The organism is Aeromicrobium sp., from assembly GCF_025965075.1.
Classification (GTDB): domain Bacteria; phylum Actinomycetota; class Actinomycetes; order Propionibacteriales; family Nocardioidaceae; genus Aeromicrobium.
This window is the reverse complement of record NZ_JAOPXQ010000155.1, coordinates 1-13,704: the sequence shown is the minus strand read 5'-3', so window position 1 is coordinate 13,704 and position 13,704 is coordinate 1. Positions and strand designations below refer to the sequence as shown.

Below are 13,704 nucleotides of genomic sequence, written 5' to 3'. Positions count from 1 at the left end.
GCCGTCCTCGGCCAGGGCCGTGGCCGGAAGCCAGTCGGCCCCGAGGAGCTGGGCGAGCTCGGCGAGGCCGGTGGTGTCGCTTCCCGCCGTGTCGGAGGCCGCGGCGATCCGCTCCACCATCACCTTGCCGACCTGTTCCTCGACTGTGCCCTCGGCGTACGCGATGTGCCACGGCGAGACTTGGTGGTCGCGGTGGGTTCGGCCGGTCACCTGCCGTCCGGCGATGCCCGAGAAGCGCGCCTGGTGGAAGACGCCTACCCGCGGCTCGGTGCTCGCACGGCGGCCGTCGGCGAGGGTCTCGCCGGCGTGCAGGCTGATCGAGGCGACGGTGGTGAAGACGCAGACCTTCGCCTGCCCGGTCTGGAACCGGAGCCGCTCGGCCTCGACGTCGAACCGGTCGCGGCCGTAGATGGTGGCGACCTCGATGCCGGTCTCACGCAGCCGGTCGGCGATCGGGTCGGCGGCAGTCGCGATGAATTCGACCGAGCACGCGACCTGACGCTCGGCCTGCACCTGCTGGGCGATCCAGGCGACGGTCGAGTCGACGCGGATCAGTCCGGCCTTCTGCCGGAAGCGCAGGAGCGCGGACCGGCCCTTCGCGACGCTGCGGCCGCGCCGGGCGAGGTCCATCTCACGACAGAACTCGCCCCACTCAGCCTCGTAGGCCGTCCGCTCCGCCGGCGTGAGCGCCACCGGCATGCCGGAGATCGGCACCGGCCCCCACGGCGCGGCGCGGTGCAGCATCGCCGGGGGCCGTTCCTCGTCCAGCCAACCGCGCACCAGCTTGAGGTCCGCCGCGCGCCGCGCAGGATCGGTGGTCCACGTCGCGCCGTAGCGTCCCCGCTCCACCCCGACGCCGTGGCGCTCGAGCGCGGTGGCGAATGCGGCCCCGGGCTGCGTCCCTGAGGTCCACTCCTGCATCGGCTCGCCGAGCACCTGCGCATATGCCGGAGCGAGGTAGGGCAGCTCGAGCGGCGTGTGCCCGGGCGTCGCGGTCGTCGCGATGACGAACGGCGCCTTGTCGTGCGGCCGCCCGTGTCCCGAGATCCGCGCCCAGAGCTTCCACCGCTTCGTCGTCGTACGTCGCAGCGCGTGAGCCTCGTCCGCGATGATCACGTCCCATGCGTGGTCCGTGACCTTCTCGAGCCGGTCCCACGTGATCACCACCCATTCCAGCCCCCCGTCACCCAGCGCCGTGATCGTGCGGCACCAGTGGCCGATGGTGATCGCCGCGGGCCGGTCGGCCACGACAAGCACCCGCCGCGCGCCGCGGAGGTCGCCCACCGCTGTCGCGCCGAGGACGGCCGAAATCGTCTTGCCCACACCCGGCTCGTCGGCCAGGAGGAACTGTCGACCGCCCCCGGCGGCACGCTCGGCGATCGCGTCGGCCGCTTCGAACTGGATCCTCCGTGGCTCGAGAGCGCCCGTCGGCTCGGGGCTGGGTGTCGGAGCGTCTGGGTTCAGGGAGTTCTCGATGAACCGACCGAGCGTGTAGGGCCCCGGAGCGTAGGGCGCGAGGTGCGCGGGCACGGCGCGTCCGACGTGTAGATGGGCCTTGGCAGCCGGGTGCCAAGTGGCGCCGTCGACCTGTGTCCCGTACGGGACGTCGAGCACCCACACCCGCTCACCCGGCCCAGCGGCCGGCAACGGCGGCGGTGGCTGTCGCGTCCCGCCACGGCGCGCAGACCCGCTGCGTCGACGAGCACCGGATCGGCGAGGACTGGCCACCCCCGGACGCTACCGGGGTGTCCGCCCCGAACAGAGCCGGCTCGCCCAAGTGCGTGGCGCGGTCAGGCGGAACTCACCCGCTCCGGATGAGTCCCTCACCGCATCCACCGGCGACGGTGAGGGCTGGACGTCGAGAGGAGCGCGATGAGCTGTCCCATCGCGACCAGCGCGCCCAGCACCGCCCGGCGCAGGAATCTCGTGGCAGCGATCTCGTTCGTCCTCGGCGGATCGCTGTTCGCCCTGGGAGCCGCCCTCGCCCAGCTCGATCTCGCGACCCTGCCGACGATCAACGTCACCTATCTGGTTGGAGGGTTCTTCTTCAGCACGGGCGGATTCGTCTCGATCCTGCTGGCTCAGCCGCACCAGCGGCCGTGGCGCAGCGCGGTCGTCCTGTTCGTCGGCACCCTGCTGTTCGCGGTCAGCCTGGTGGCGGCCTTCGCCGAGGGCCTCACGCCGCGCCAGTCCAACGGCTGGATCTGGCTGCCCGACATCCTCGGCTGCGTGTGCTTCCTCGTGTCGGGGCACCTCGCGATGCTCGCGGTGGGTGACGGCCGGATCAGGCTCCGACCCGGTGAGACGGACTGGTGGGTCGTGGTGGTCAACCAGCTCGGCTCGATCCTCTTCTTCCTCGCGGGCCTGGCCGCGTTCACCCGCCCAGCCACCTCGCACGCGCTCGACGTGGGCCTCGTCAACTGGGGGACGTTCGCGGGGGCCGTGTGCTTCGCGGCGGGCGGGGTCATCCAGGCATTCGACACACCCACTCCGACAAGAACGGTGGTTTGACCAGCTCATGACGACATTCAACGAAGCAGAAGCAGATGCCCTGTTCGGCAACCGGTTCCTGACGGAGCTGGCGCCGGCGACCTCGTTCCCCACGAGTGGGATGACGCCGACCGACGCGATGCGCCTGGTGGGGGAGGAGCTGAACCTCGAGGGCGACCCGCAGCGCAACCTGGCGACGTTCGTCACCACCTGGATGGAGCCCGAGGCCCAGCGGATCATCGCGGAGAACCTGCACCGCAACTTCATCGATCACGCGGAGTACCCGATCTCGGCCGAGATCGAGCAGCGCTGCGTCCGGATGCTGGCCGACCTCTTCCACGCCCCCGGCGAGACCACCGGCTGCCGCACGCAGGGGTCGTCGGAGGCCATCATGCTCGGCGCCCTGTCCCTGAAGTGGAAGTGGAAGGAACGCCAGCAGGCCGCGCACCGGTCGACCGACCGGCCCAACCTCGTCTTCGGGGGAGACGTGCACGTCGTGTGGGAGAAGTTCTGTCGCTACTTCGACGTGGAGCCGCGCATCGTGCCGCTCGCGGAGGGCAAGTACACGATCGGGCCCGAGGACGTCGAGCCCCATCTGGACGAGAACACGATCGGCGTGGCAGCCGTCCTCGGCACGACGTTCACCGGGCACATGGACGACATCACCGGGATCAACCGGCTCCTGCTCGACGTCAAGGAACGTCGGGACCTGGACATCCCGATGCACATCGACGGTGCCAGCGGTGCATTCGTCTGGCCCTTCCTCTACCCGGACTCGATGTGGGACTTCCAGCTGGAGCAGGTCCGGTCGATCAACGTGTCGGGGCACAAGTACGGGCTGGTCTACCCGGGGATCGGGTGGCTGGTGTTCCGGGACACGTCCGACCTCGCCGAGGACCTGGTGTTCTACGAGAACTACCTGGGCAAGACCGACGCGACGTTCACGCTCAACTTCTCCACCGGCGCCTCGATGGTGTTCGCGCAGTACTACAACTTCGTGCGCCTCGGGCGGGACGGCTACACCTACGTGATGAAGCAGATGCAGCAGAACGCTCGCGCGCTCGCGGCGAACCTGCGCGCGACCGGCCGGTTCGAGGTGATCGGGGAGGGCCTCGAGCAGCTCCCGCTCGTGGCCTTCCGGCTGGCGAGTGGCCACGCGTCCTACGACGAGTCCGACATCGCGTGGCAGCTGTCGGCCGAACGCGGGTGGATGGTGCCGGCGTACACCCTCCCGCCCAATGCGCAGGAGGTGAAGATCATGCGGGCGCTGGTCAAGGAGACCATGAGCCGCGAGCAGGTCGAGCGGCTCACCAGCGACATCGCCGCCGCGTGCACCACCCTCGACCAGAAGGGTGGGACGACCGAGGCCGAGCGGGCGCAGGTCAAGATCGGCACCGGCTACTGACAGCGTCTCACCCTCGTCGGGTGATCCCGGTGCGGAGGGACGGCCCCTACGTTCGGAGCGGCTGGTCTGACCGGCCTGGACGACCACCGACCACAGGAGGCAGGCATGGCAGACCGGCCGAACATCGTGATCATCTGGGGCGACGACATCGGGATCAGCAACCTCAGCTGCTACAGCCAGGGACTGATGGGCTACCGGACGCCCAACATCGATCGCCTGGCCGAGGAGGGGGTCCGGTTCACCGACTACTACGGCGAGCAGAGCTGCACGGCCGGCCGGGCGGCGTTCATCACCGGCCAGAACCCCTACCGCACCGGCCTGACCAAGGTCGGGATGCCCGGTGCCGACATCGGCCTGCGGGCCGAGGACCCGACGATCGCCACGGCGCTGAAGTCGCTGGGCTACGCGACCGGGCAGTTCGGCAAGAACCACTTCGGCGACCGGGACGAGTTCCTGCCGACGGCGCACGGCTTCGACGAGTTCTTCGGCAACCTCTACCACCTCAATGCCGAGGAGGAACCGGAGCTGGACGACTATCCGACCGAGGAGGACTTCCCCGACTTCCGCAAGAGGTTCGGTCCCCGGGGGGTGATCCACTCCTGGGCCCATCCCGACGGCAACCAGCGCATCGAGGACACCGGCCCGCTGACGAAGGAGCGGATGAAGACGATCGACGACGAGGTGACCCCCGAGGCACTGCGCTTCATCGCCGAGGCCAAGGAGAGCGACACGCCGTTCTTCGTCTGGCTCAACACCACCCACATGCACTTCCGCACCCACGTCAAGGACGGCAGCCGCGGCCGGGCCGGTCGGTGGCAGTCGGAATATCACGACACGATGTGCGACCACGACGAGCTGGTGGGATCGGTGCTGGACCACCTCGACGAGCTCGGCCTCACCGACAGCACGATCGTGATGTACTCCACCGACAACGGGCCGCACATGAACAGCTGGCCCGACGCCGGCATGACCCCGTTCCGCAACGAGAAGAACTCCAACTGGGAGGGCGCCTACCGCGTGCCGGCCCTGGTCCGCTGGCCCGGCCGGATACCGGCGGGGCAGGTGCTCAACGGGATCGTCAGCCACAATGACTGGTTCATCACCCTGCTCGCCGCGGCAGGAGACACCGATGTCGCGGACCGGCTCAGGGCCGGCACCGACCTGGCCGGCACGACGTACAAGGTCCACCTCGACGGGCACAACCAGCTCGACTACCTGACCGGAGCCGTCGACGAGAGCGCCCGCAAGCACTTCTTCTACGTCTCCGACGACGGTGACCTGACCGCCATGCGCTACGACAACTGGAAGCTGGTCTTCCTGGAGCAACGCGCACCGGGCACGCTGCGCGTGTGGGCCGAGCCCTACACCGAGCTGCGCGTGCCCAAGTTCTTCAACCTCCGCACGGATCCCTACGAGCGGGCGGACATCACGTCCAACACCTACTACGACTGGTGCCTCGACCATGCCTGGCTGGCCATCCCGGCGCAGACGTACGTCGCCGGGATGATCACGTCCCTCGGTGAGTTCCCGGCCAGGCAGGCGCCGGCCAGCTTCAGCATCGACCAGGTGCTGGCGACGCTGTCGGCCGGCGTCCCGAGCGCCTGAGCCCATGTCGTGGACCACGAAGATGCGCGTGCGAGCCCGTTCCGGCGCGCCCAAGGTGACGGTGACGATCCCGGGTGGGACCTTCCTGATGGGGTCTGGCCGCCACTACCCCGAGGAGGCGCCGACCCACCGGGTGCGCGTCGGGGCGTTCTCGATCGACGCCACCGAGGTCACCAACGCGGACTTCGCGTCGTTCGTCGACGCCACCGGATACGTCACGGTCGCCGAGCGTGAGCTGGACCCGGCCGACTATCCGGGCGCGCCCGCGGAGAACCTGCAGCCGGGTTCGATGGTCTTCACCCCGACCCGGGGCCCGGTCGACCTGCGCCACCTCAGCCAGTGGTGGCGGTGGAAGCCGGGCGCGTCCTGGCGGCACCCCTACGGGCCCAAGAGCTCGATCGACAAGCGGCTCGACCACCCGGTGGTGCACGTGGCGCACGAGGACGCGCTGGCGTACGCGACGTGGATCGGCGCGTCCCTGCCCACCGAGGCGGAGTGGGAGTACGCCGCGCGGGGTGGCCTCGAGGGCGCGGCATTCACCTGGGGTGACGAGGCGCGGCCGGGCGGCCGGATCATGGCCAACACGTGGGACGGGCCGGACTTCCCGTGGCGCAGCACGGGCGAGAGCGGGTTCCTGCGGACGTCACCGGTCGGCAGCTTCCCGGCCAACGGCTACGGGCTCTACGACATGGCCGGCAACGTGTGGGAGTGGACCGACGACTGGTGGACCGACCGCCACCCCGAGGACGCCGCGACGGAGTGCTGCATCCCGACCAACCCGCGCCCCGGGGCCCCGGAGCAGAGCTACGACCCGGCCCAGCCGCAGTTCGAGATCGCGCGCAAGGTCGTCAAGGGTGGCTCGCACCTGTGCGCCGACACCTACTGCCTGCGCTACCGCCCGGCCGCCCGACGACCCCAGATGACCGACACCGGGACCAGCCACCAGGGGTTCCGGTGCGTCCGCCGCTCGAAGGGCCTGACGACCAAGGGGGCCGCCCCGTGAGCCGGCACGACGCAGCCTTGTCCTCGTGGCGGCCCGGTCCCACCCGGGACGCCATCGCGGAATTCCTGGAGCAGGCTCGTCAGGTCCCGGTCGAGCGGCGGGTCGCGTGCTTCGACAACGACGGCACGCTGTGGTGCGAGCGGCCCAACTACGTCCAGCTCGACTTCTTCGTCGATGTCATGAAGACCGCCGTCGACCAGGACCCGGACCTCGCGCGGAAGCCCGAGTTCGCTGCGTTGATCTCCGACGACGCCGCGGCCATCGGCGACCTCGGGCTCGAACGCATCGCGTTCGCCCTGGCCGGGCTCTGCTCGGGGCTCACGCCGGAGGAGTTCACCGCGCGGGTGCGGGGCTTCATGGCCTCGGCGACGCACCCCGTGCTGGACCGGCCGCTGCTCGCCATGACGTACCAACCCATGCTGGAGCTGCTCGAGGAGCTGCGCCGCCTCGACTTCACGGTCACGATCGTCACCGGTGGCGGCACCGAGTTCGTGCGAGCCGTGAGCCAGGAGCTCTACGACGTACCCCCGGAAGCGGTCGTCGGGACGCTCCTCGAGTACGACTACGCCGCCGCCGCCGACCGCCCGGTCCTGCGCCGCTCCACGCGCCTGCTGGGCGCCGCCAACGAGGGACCCGCGAAGGTGTCGAACATCCAGACCCAGCTCGGCCGGCGACCGATCCTCGCGGCGGGGAACTCCGGCGGCGACCGCGAGATGCTCGAGTGGGCGGCGACGGGGGAGGGCCCGACGCTGGCACTGCTCGTCGACCACGACGACGAGGCGCGAGAGTTCAGCTATCGCAGCTCCGCTGAGACGTTCACCGAGGCCGAACCCATCACGACCGTCGGTGAACGCCTGGGCTGGACCGTGGCCAGCATGGCCCGGGACTGGGAGACCGTGTTCGACCGACGAGCCTCCTGAGCCCGGCGGTCGCCCCGGTCGGGTCAGCTCGAGCTGCTGAGCGCCGACAGGCCGCGTTCGAGGTCGTCCCTGTCCATCACCGGGAAGACCTCGATCGTGGCACCGAACTCGGCGAACAGCGGCTCGCTGATCATCGGCAGCTGGGACGGGTCGTCGAGCTGGAAGACGATGAATGCCGTGCGCTTCCCACCGTCGGGGCCGAAGTACGCGGCCTCCGGCTTCAGCTGCTCCATCATGGACTGCATGACCGTGCGCATACGTCCCTCGTGGATGGCCTTGTTCGCCGCCGCCGTGTCCATCTTGGCCTTCATCATCATGCGCATGATGCTCTCCTCGCTCCGTCTCCGTGAAGGCGCCCTGCCCTCTCGGCAGCATCATGCGTCCGGCACCGGCCGGTGAGACTCGCCCGCTCCGGGTGAGTCCGAGCCCTCGATCATCAGTCCCGTGAGCGCGCCACCTCGACTCGAACGGCGGTGAGGGTGCTCACGTCACAGCAGGTCGCGGAGGCGGGCCGTCAGCGAGTCCTTCACGGCCTGGGTGACCGCGGCCTCGACCTGCTGCTCGAGGCCCCGCTGGTCGTCCAGGTCCGACAGCAGCGCCCGCAGGTCCAGGTCGTTGATCGCGCGCACGAGGACGTCGTCGGTCTTGAGCGTCGAGTCGATGACCGAGTCCGGAAGAAGGCCGATCGCCCGCTTCAGCAAGCCATTGAGGTCCGCGGTCGCCAGTGCCTCGTCGACCAGGTCCGAGGCCGGTGGCAGCGACCCGTCGGCCTTCATCTGACGGACCGCCGACAGCAGGCCCCGGCGCACCGCGTCGACCTCGCCGTCGGTGGGGTCACCGGTCTGGGCGAGCTCCAGAGTCAGTGCCTCGCGGCTGACACCGAGGCGGCAGGCGGCGTCCGCGATCCCGAGGAGCACGAGCCGCTCGGTGAGCCCGTCGATGCCGGTCGCCTGCGAGGTGACGGTCCGTTCGACGCACGCATCGGCAGGACGGAGCGGCTCGTACGTACCGCCGCCGTTGGCCAGCTGCACCCCGATCAGGGCGGCGACGGCCACGAGCGCCGCCACCGGCAGGCCGACCCAGCGCGGCAGGGTGCTCATGACGTCCTCCGGCGGGGCCGGACAAGGGTGAGCATCGCCAGGAGCGCGATGCCGGCGCCGAGGAGGAACGAGTCGCGGAAGGCCCACGTCGCGGCGCGCTCCAGCTGGGCGTCCAGGTCGGCCTCGAGCCGGGCGGCGGCGGGGCGGTCGGCCGGGTCGACATCGAGCGTCGCGAACGCGCGGTGCAGGTTGGGGACCTGCCCCTGCTGCGCTGCCAGCTCACGTCCGAGCGCCTGGGCGAGCGCGATCTTGTCCTGCGGCGGCAGCGGGGCGTCGAGCACCAGAGCCGTGATCGCCTCCTGCGCCGGCACCTCGGCGTCCTGCAGGTCGGCGGTGAACACCGGCGTGAGGACCACCAGGCCCAGGACGACGCCGAGGTGACGCGCGCTGATCGTCCAGCCGGCGTGCCGGGCGCGGGGCAGGCGCATCTCCATCGCCTGGGACGTCAGCCGGTCGACGGTCAGTCCGAGCCCCAGGCCCACCAACGCCTGGGGCGCGATGGTCCAGGCGAGGTGTGCCGACGGCGGGATCGCGAGCGCCAGCAGCCCGCCGGCGACGAGGAGGCATCCCACCGCGACCTCGACGTCGGGCGGTGGCCGCAGGAAGCGGGCGAGCGGGCGCGCGGCGAGCGCCGCCACCGGCACGACGGACACCGTCACGGCGGCAGCGGCGGGGGAGCGGCCCCATCCCTCGACCAGGAGCAGGACCAGCAGGAACAGGGCGGCCGTGAGCGCCGCCGACATCAGGGCGAGGGTCAGGTTGGCCCGCACGGCCGGGCGGTGCCGCTCCTCGTCGGGCACCGGTGCTGACGCCACGCTGAGCGCGGCCGGCACGGCCAGGGCGGCCAGCGGCACCTGTACGACGAAGATCGCCTGCCACGAGATCGCCTGGGTCAGCAGACCGCCCACGACGGGGCCTGCAGCCGTGCCGATCACCCCGGCGGTGACCCAGGTCGCGACGCCGCGACGTTCGCCCTGCTCCTCGACCAGCTGCTCCAGGCACCCGATGAGCGCCAGTGCGCCCCCGATGGCCTGCAGGCAGCGGGCCGCGATCAGGATCTCGATCGAGTCCGCCGTGGCGCACCAGGCCGAGGAGCCGGCGAAGACCGCGATACCCACGGCGCTGAAGATCCGCGGCTGCACCAGTGAGAGGGACGCCGCGGCCGGGACGGCGGCCAGACCCAGCACGAGGTTGTAGGCGATCAGGACCCAGGCGACCTGTACGACGGACGCATCCAGGTTGCGCAGGATGTCGGGCAGGGCCAGCGTCACGACGGCGGAGTCCGCCAGCACCATCGCCACGGTCACGGCGAGCAGGGGAGCCACGGCACGACGCACACCGTCATCCTTCCAGCGAGCGCGACGACGCGCGACCGAGAGGACCGCCCGGGCGCGGGCACTCAGGTCATCGTCAGGACCAGCGACCCGGACACCGCGCCGTCGCGCAGGTCCCGGAGGGCCTCGCCGGCCCGCCCGAAGGCGTACTCCGTCACGTCAGGCTCGAGCCGCAGGGCGCGCGCCAGCCGGAGGAACGCCGCCCCGTCGGCCCGCGTGTTGGCCGTGACGGTCCGCAGGTCCCGCTCGCGGAAGAGGTGGTCGGCGTACGACATCGCCGGGACGTCGCTCATGTGGATGCCGGCGAGCACGACCGTGCCGCCCCGGTCCGTGGCCTCCAGCGCCAGGGGCACCAGCTCGCCGGCCGGGGCGAACACGATCGCGGAGTCGAGCGGCACGGGCGGGCGGGTCCGGGGATCCCCGACGTACGTCGCGCCGGTCCGACGGGCCAGCTCGCGGCTCGGCCCGCCACGCGTCATCGCCAGGACCTCCGCGCCCTGGGCGATCGCGAGCCGGGCGGTCAGGTGCGCCGACGACCCGAATCCGTAGATCCCGAGCCGGCCCCCGGGCGGCAGGTTCGCCCGGCCCAGCGCGCGGTAGCCGATGATGCCTGCGCAGAGCAGAGGTGCCGTCGTCGTGGGCTCGTTGTCGGCCGGGAGGAGGTACGCGAAGGGCTCCGGCACGACCGCGAGCTCGGCATAGCCGCCGTCCGCGTCCCACCCGGTGTAGGCCGAGGTCGGGCAGAGGTTCTCCCGGCCCTCGCGACACCAGCGACAGGCGCCGCAGGTCCGCCGCAGCCAGGTGCTCCCGACCAGGTCGCCGACGCGCAGGTGCTGGACGGCGTCCCCGACGGCGGTGACCCGGCCGACCGTCTGGTGCCCGGGGACGACCGCGGGTCGACGCTCCGGGAGCTCCCGGTCGACGACGTGCAGATCGGTCCGACACACGCCGCAGGCCAGCACCGTCAGCAGCACCTCGTCGGGCAGGAGCGCCGGCACTTCCCGCGTGGTCAGCTCGAGGCGGCCTGCGCTGGGCGTGGCCCAGACCCGTCCGCGGCGCGTCCCACCGTCTTCGCCGAGCACCATCCGCCCATCCGACCTCGGTGCGGCCGCCCGGCGAAGGGGACAAGGTCCCGCCGGAGCCAGCAACGGCATCGGGCTTACGATCGAGCATGGGCCTTTGGACCGAGCGAGTCGTGCCGCGGATCGTCGACCGGGCGCTGTCGATCGGCGAGGTGATGAAGGACCGGGAGCGCGTGTGTGCGCGACTGACCGGGCAGGTCATCGAGGTGGGCTTCGGATCGGGCCTCAACATCGAGATGTACCCGCCGGCGGTCGAGTCGGTGGCAGCCGTCGAGCCCTCCGACGTGGCCTGGCGCATGTCCGCGGCCCGACGGGCGGCATCGCGGACGACCATCACGCGGTCGGGACTCGACGGTGAGCGGCTCGACGAACCGGACGACTCCTTCGACTCGGCACTCTCGACCTTCACCCTCTGCACGATCCCGGACGTCGAGCAGGCGCTGAGGGAGATCCGTCGCGTGCTGCGCCCGGGTGGCTCGTTCTGCTTCCTGGAGCACGGTCTGGCGCCGGATGCCGGTGTCGCGCGCTGGCAGCACCGCATCGACCCCGTGGAGCAGGCGGTCGCAGGAGGCTGCCACCTCACCCGGGACATCGAGCGGCTCGTCAGCGGTGCCGGGTTCGCGATCAACGAGCTCGACCGGCGCTACCTGCCGGGACCCGGCATCGGGCGACCGTGGACGTACGTCTACGCGGGCGGGGCCCTGGCGGCAGAATGGGGCGGGTGAGCAACGAACCCGTCCTGATCCACACCGACGGCGGATGCACCCCCAACCCCGGTCCCGGCGGATGGGGCGCCGTGCTGCGGCAGGGGTCCCACGTTCGCGAGATGTTCGGTGGGGAGCCGACCCTGACGACCAACAACCGCATGGAGCTGACCGCCCCGATCATGGCCCTGGAGGCGTTGACGCGGCCCGTCGTGGTGCACCTGCACACCGACAGCACCTACGTCCGCAGTGGGATCACCCAGTGGGTCGCCGGCTGGGAGCGCAACGGCTGGCGCACGGCCGCGCGGCAACCGGTCAAGAACGTCGACCTGTGGCAGCGCCTCAAGGCGGCGTGCGACCGGCACGAGGTCGAGTGGTTCTGGGTCAAGGGCCACTCGGGCGTCGCCGACAACGAGCTGGCCGACCAGCTGGCGACCAAGGGGATGCTCGAGGCCATGACGACCGCGGGCTGACCGGCCCGAGAAGAAATTCTCTGCCGAGCTGTCGTATCCGGCGCCCCCCGTTCGATGACAGGGTGAGAGGCAGCCACGGGGCAGCCACAGACGAGAGGATCCGCCATGACCCAGTACATGATTTCCGTCAACCACACCGGCCCCTACCCGGACCCCACGACCGAGGAGGCGCAGGCATCGTTCGCCGCGACCGGCGCCTTCAACGACAAGATCATGCAAGCCGGGCAGTGGGTGTTCGGCGGCGGCCTCCAGCCGCTCGACACGTCGACGGCCGTCGACGGGCGGGGCGCCGACGTCATCGTCACCGACGGCGCGTTCTCGGAGAGCAAGGAGTACCTCGGGGGCTTCTGGGTGGTCGAGGCCGCCGACCTCGACGAGGCGCTCAAGCTCGCCGCCGAGGGGTCCAAGGCCTGCGGCCAACCCGTCGTCGTGCGCCCCTTCCAGGGCGCATGACCTCGACCCCCGACCTGCCCACGCGGATCGACCAGATCTATCGCGCGGAGCACGGTCGGGTCGTCGCCTCGCTCGCGCGGCGCTTCGGTGATCTCGACATCGCCGAGGACGCCGCCGGCGAGGCCTTGCTCGCGGCGGTGGAGCAGTGGCCGAGGGACGGCATCCCGGCCAACCCCGGCGGCTGGCTCACCACGACGGCTGTCCACCGGGCGATCGACCGCATCCGCCGCGAGTCCCTGCGCGACACCAAGCACCGGGCGGCCCTGATGATCACCGACGACACACCCCACGAGCCCACCGGGCCGGTCGAGGACGACCGGCTGCGACTGATGTTCACGTGCTGCCACCCGGCGCTGCCGGCGGAGGCGCGGGTCGCCCTGACCCTGCGCCTGCTCGGCGGCCTGACCACCGACGAGATCGCCCGCGGGTTCCTCGTGCCCGAGACCACGATGGCCCGCCGCATCACCCGCGCGAAGGCCAAGATCAAGGCTGCGAACATCCCGTTCCGCGTCCCTGACAGCAGCGACGTGACCGACCGGCTCGGTGCCGTGCTCGACGTCGTCCACCTGGTGTTCAACGAGGGCTACCTCGCGGGCGCCGGTGACGACCCCGTCCGTGCCGAGCTGACCGACGAGGCGATCCGGCTCGGGCGGATCCTGCGCACGCTCCTGCCCGACGCGGGCGAGGTGGCCGGACTGCTCGCGCTGATGCTGCTGAGCGACGCCCGCCGCAGCACGCGGGTCGCCGGCGGGGAGCTCGTGACGCTCGACGAGCAGGACCGCGGCTCGTGGGACCGCGAGCTGATCGCGGAGGGCCACGCCCTGGTCCGCGAGTGCCTCGCGCGTGTCGCCGCCGGTGGGCCGCGCCCCGGGACGTACCAGCTCATGGCCGCGATCAACGCCGTCCACACCGACGCTCCCGATGCCCGCGACACCGACTGGGGCCAGGTCGTCCAGCTGTACGACCAGCTGTACGCCATCAGGCCCACTCCGGTGGTGGCGATGAACCGTGCCATCGCCGTCGCCGAGCTCGACGGGCCGGAGGTGGCGCTGGCGCTCGTCGACCCGGTGGGGCTGGAGGGCTATCACGCGTGGCACGCCACCCGGGCCGACCTGCTGCGCCGGCTCGGGAGGGG

At 71.3% G+C, this 13,704-nt stretch carries 14 protein-coding genes; 9 read left to right on the top strand and 5 right to left on the bottom strand.

The window, feature by feature from the left end; all coding sequences use genetic code 11:
* On the bottom strand, positions 1-1,614 hold a 1,614-nt coding region (locus tag JWQ91_RS09765; RefSeq protein WP_297782978.1), incomplete at its 3' end, for a helicase.
* A 258-nt stretch (positions 1,615-1,872) separates the two neighbouring features.
* Between JWQ91_RS09765 and JWQ91_RS09760 the strand changes: the two genes are divergently transcribed.
* The 5 genes from JWQ91_RS09760 (at position 1,873) to JWQ91_RS09740 (ending at position 7,423) form a co-directional block, all read left to right on the top strand.
* The gene (locus JWQ91_RS09760; protein ID WP_297782975.1) at positions 1,873-2,511 is read left to right on the top strand and encodes a hypothetical protein; all 639 of its coding nucleotides are present in this window, start codon (positions 1,873-1,875) and stop codon (positions 2,509-2,511) included.
* Positions 2,512-2,518: 7 nt separating this feature from the next.
* Positions 2,519-3,895, top strand: a complete 1,377-nt coding sequence (locus JWQ91_RS09755) for a glutamate decarboxylase (protein WP_297782972.1) — start codon at positions 2,519-2,521, stop codon at positions 3,893-3,895.
* A 105-nt stretch (positions 3,896-4,000) separates the two neighbouring features.
* Positions 4,001-5,500, top strand: a complete 1,500-nt coding sequence (locus tag JWQ91_RS09750; protein WP_297782969.1) for an arylsulfatase — start codon at positions 4,001-4,003, stop codon at positions 5,498-5,500.
* Positions 5,501-5,504: 4 nt separating this feature from the next.
* Entirely contained in the window at positions 5,505-6,503 is a 999-nt protein-coding gene (locus JWQ91_RS09745; protein ID WP_297782966.1) for a formylglycine-generating enzyme family protein, read from the top strand.
* Complete coding sequence (locus JWQ91_RS09740; protein ID WP_297782962.1) at positions 6,500-7,423, top strand: HAD family hydrolase; 924 nt, start codon at positions 6,500-6,502, stop codon at positions 7,421-7,423. The genes JWQ91_RS09745 and JWQ91_RS09740 overlap by 4 nt, the downstream gene beginning before the upstream one ends.
* Before the next feature lie 23 nt (positions 7,424-7,446).
* Here the strand turns inward: JWQ91_RS09740 and JWQ91_RS09735 are convergent, their stop codons facing one another.
* The 4 genes from JWQ91_RS09735 to JWQ91_RS09720 all read right to left on the bottom strand — a co-directional run bounded on the left by JWQ91_RS09735 (position 7,447) and on the right by JWQ91_RS09720 (position 10,942).
* A complete protein-coding gene (locus JWQ91_RS09735; RefSeq protein ID WP_297782959.1) occupies positions 7,447-7,746 on the bottom strand; it encodes a DUF3303 family protein in 300 nt (99 codons plus the stop codon).
* Between the two features lie 165 nt (positions 7,747-7,911).
* Entirely contained in the window at positions 7,912-8,523 is a 612-nt protein-coding gene (locus tag JWQ91_RS09730) for a hypothetical protein (protein ID WP_297782958.1), read from the bottom strand.
* Complete coding sequence (locus JWQ91_RS09725; protein WP_297782955.1) at positions 8,520-9,860, bottom strand: MFS transporter; 1,341 nt, start codon at positions 9,858-9,860, stop codon at positions 8,520-8,522. Before JWQ91_RS09725 ends, JWQ91_RS09730 begins: the two co-directional genes overlap by 4 nt.
* 62 nt (positions 9,861-9,922) lie before the next feature.
* Positions 9,923-10,942, bottom strand: coding sequence for a zinc-dependent alcohol dehydrogenase family protein (locus JWQ91_RS09720; RefSeq protein WP_297782954.1), 1,020 nt, complete (start codon positions 10,940-10,942; stop codon positions 9,923-9,925).
* Positions 10,943-11,028: 86 nt separating this feature from the next.
* Here JWQ91_RS09720 and JWQ91_RS09715 point away from each other — a divergent pair, with 86 nt between their 5' ends.
* The 4 genes from JWQ91_RS09715 to JWQ91_RS09700 all read left to right on the top strand — a co-directional run.
* Positions 11,029-11,664 carry a class I SAM-dependent methyltransferase gene (locus JWQ91_RS09715; RefSeq protein ID WP_297782951.1) on the top strand — a complete coding sequence of 212 codons (636 nt, stop codon included), beginning with the start codon at positions 11,029-11,031 and terminating at the stop codon, positions 11,662-11,664.
* Positions 11,652-12,116, top strand: a complete 465-nt coding sequence (gene rnhA / locus JWQ91_RS09710; protein ID WP_366521370.1) for a ribonuclease HI — start codon at positions 11,652-11,654, stop codon at positions 12,114-12,116. Before JWQ91_RS09715 ends, rnhA begins: the two co-directional genes overlap by 13 nt.
* 105 nt (positions 12,117-12,221) lie before the next feature.
* The gene (locus JWQ91_RS09705) at positions 12,222-12,569 is read left to right on the top strand and encodes a YciI family protein (RefSeq protein WP_297782946.1); all 348 of its coding nucleotides are present in this window, start codon (positions 12,222-12,224) and stop codon (positions 12,567-12,569) included.
* Positions 12,566-13,704 (top strand): sigma-70 family RNA polymerase sigma factor (locus JWQ91_RS09700; RefSeq protein ID WP_297782944.1); only part of this gene is annotated, 1,139 nt, incomplete at its 3' end. The genes JWQ91_RS09705 and JWQ91_RS09700, both read left to right, overlap by 4 nt.

Excerpts from the sequence above, each read along its gene's own strand:
- JWQ91_RS09760 (WP_297782975.1), top strand. The coding sequence starts at position 1,873 with ATGAGCTGTCCCATCGCGACCAGCGCGCCCAGCACCGCCCGGCGCAGG.
- JWQ91_RS09755 (WP_297782972.1), top strand. The coding sequence starts at position 2,519 with ATGACGACATTCAACGAAGCAGAAGCAGATGCCCTGTTCGGCAACCGG.
- JWQ91_RS09750 (WP_297782969.1), top strand. The coding sequence starts at position 4,001 with ATGGCAGACCGGCCGAACATCGTGATCATCTGGGGCGACGACATCGGG.
- JWQ91_RS09745 (WP_297782966.1), top strand. The coding sequence starts at position 5,505 with ATGTCGTGGACCACGAAGATGCGCGTGCGAGCCCGTTCCGGCGCGCCC.
- JWQ91_RS09735 (WP_297782959.1), bottom strand. The coding sequence starts at position 7,746 with ATGCGCATGATGATGAAGGCCAAGATGGACACGGCGGCGGCGAACAAG.
- JWQ91_RS09730 (WP_297782958.1), bottom strand. The coding sequence starts at position 8,523 with ATGAGCACCCTGCCGCGCTGGGTCGGCCTGCCGGTGGCGGCGCTCGTG.
- JWQ91_RS09720 (WP_297782954.1), bottom strand. The coding sequence starts at position 10,942 with ATGGTGCTCGGCGAAGACGGTGGGACGCGCCGCGGACGGGTCTGGGCC.
- JWQ91_RS09715 (WP_297782951.1), top strand. The coding sequence starts at position 11,029 with ATGGGCCTTTGGACCGAGCGAGTCGTGCCGCGGATCGTCGACCGGGCG.
- rnhA (WP_366521370.1), top strand. The coding sequence starts at position 11,652 with ATGGGGCGGGTGAGCAACGAACCCGTCCTGATCCACACCGACGGCGGA.
- JWQ91_RS09705 (WP_297782946.1), top strand. The coding sequence starts at position 12,222 with ATGACCCAGTACATGATTTCCGTCAACCACACCGGCCCCTACCCGGAC.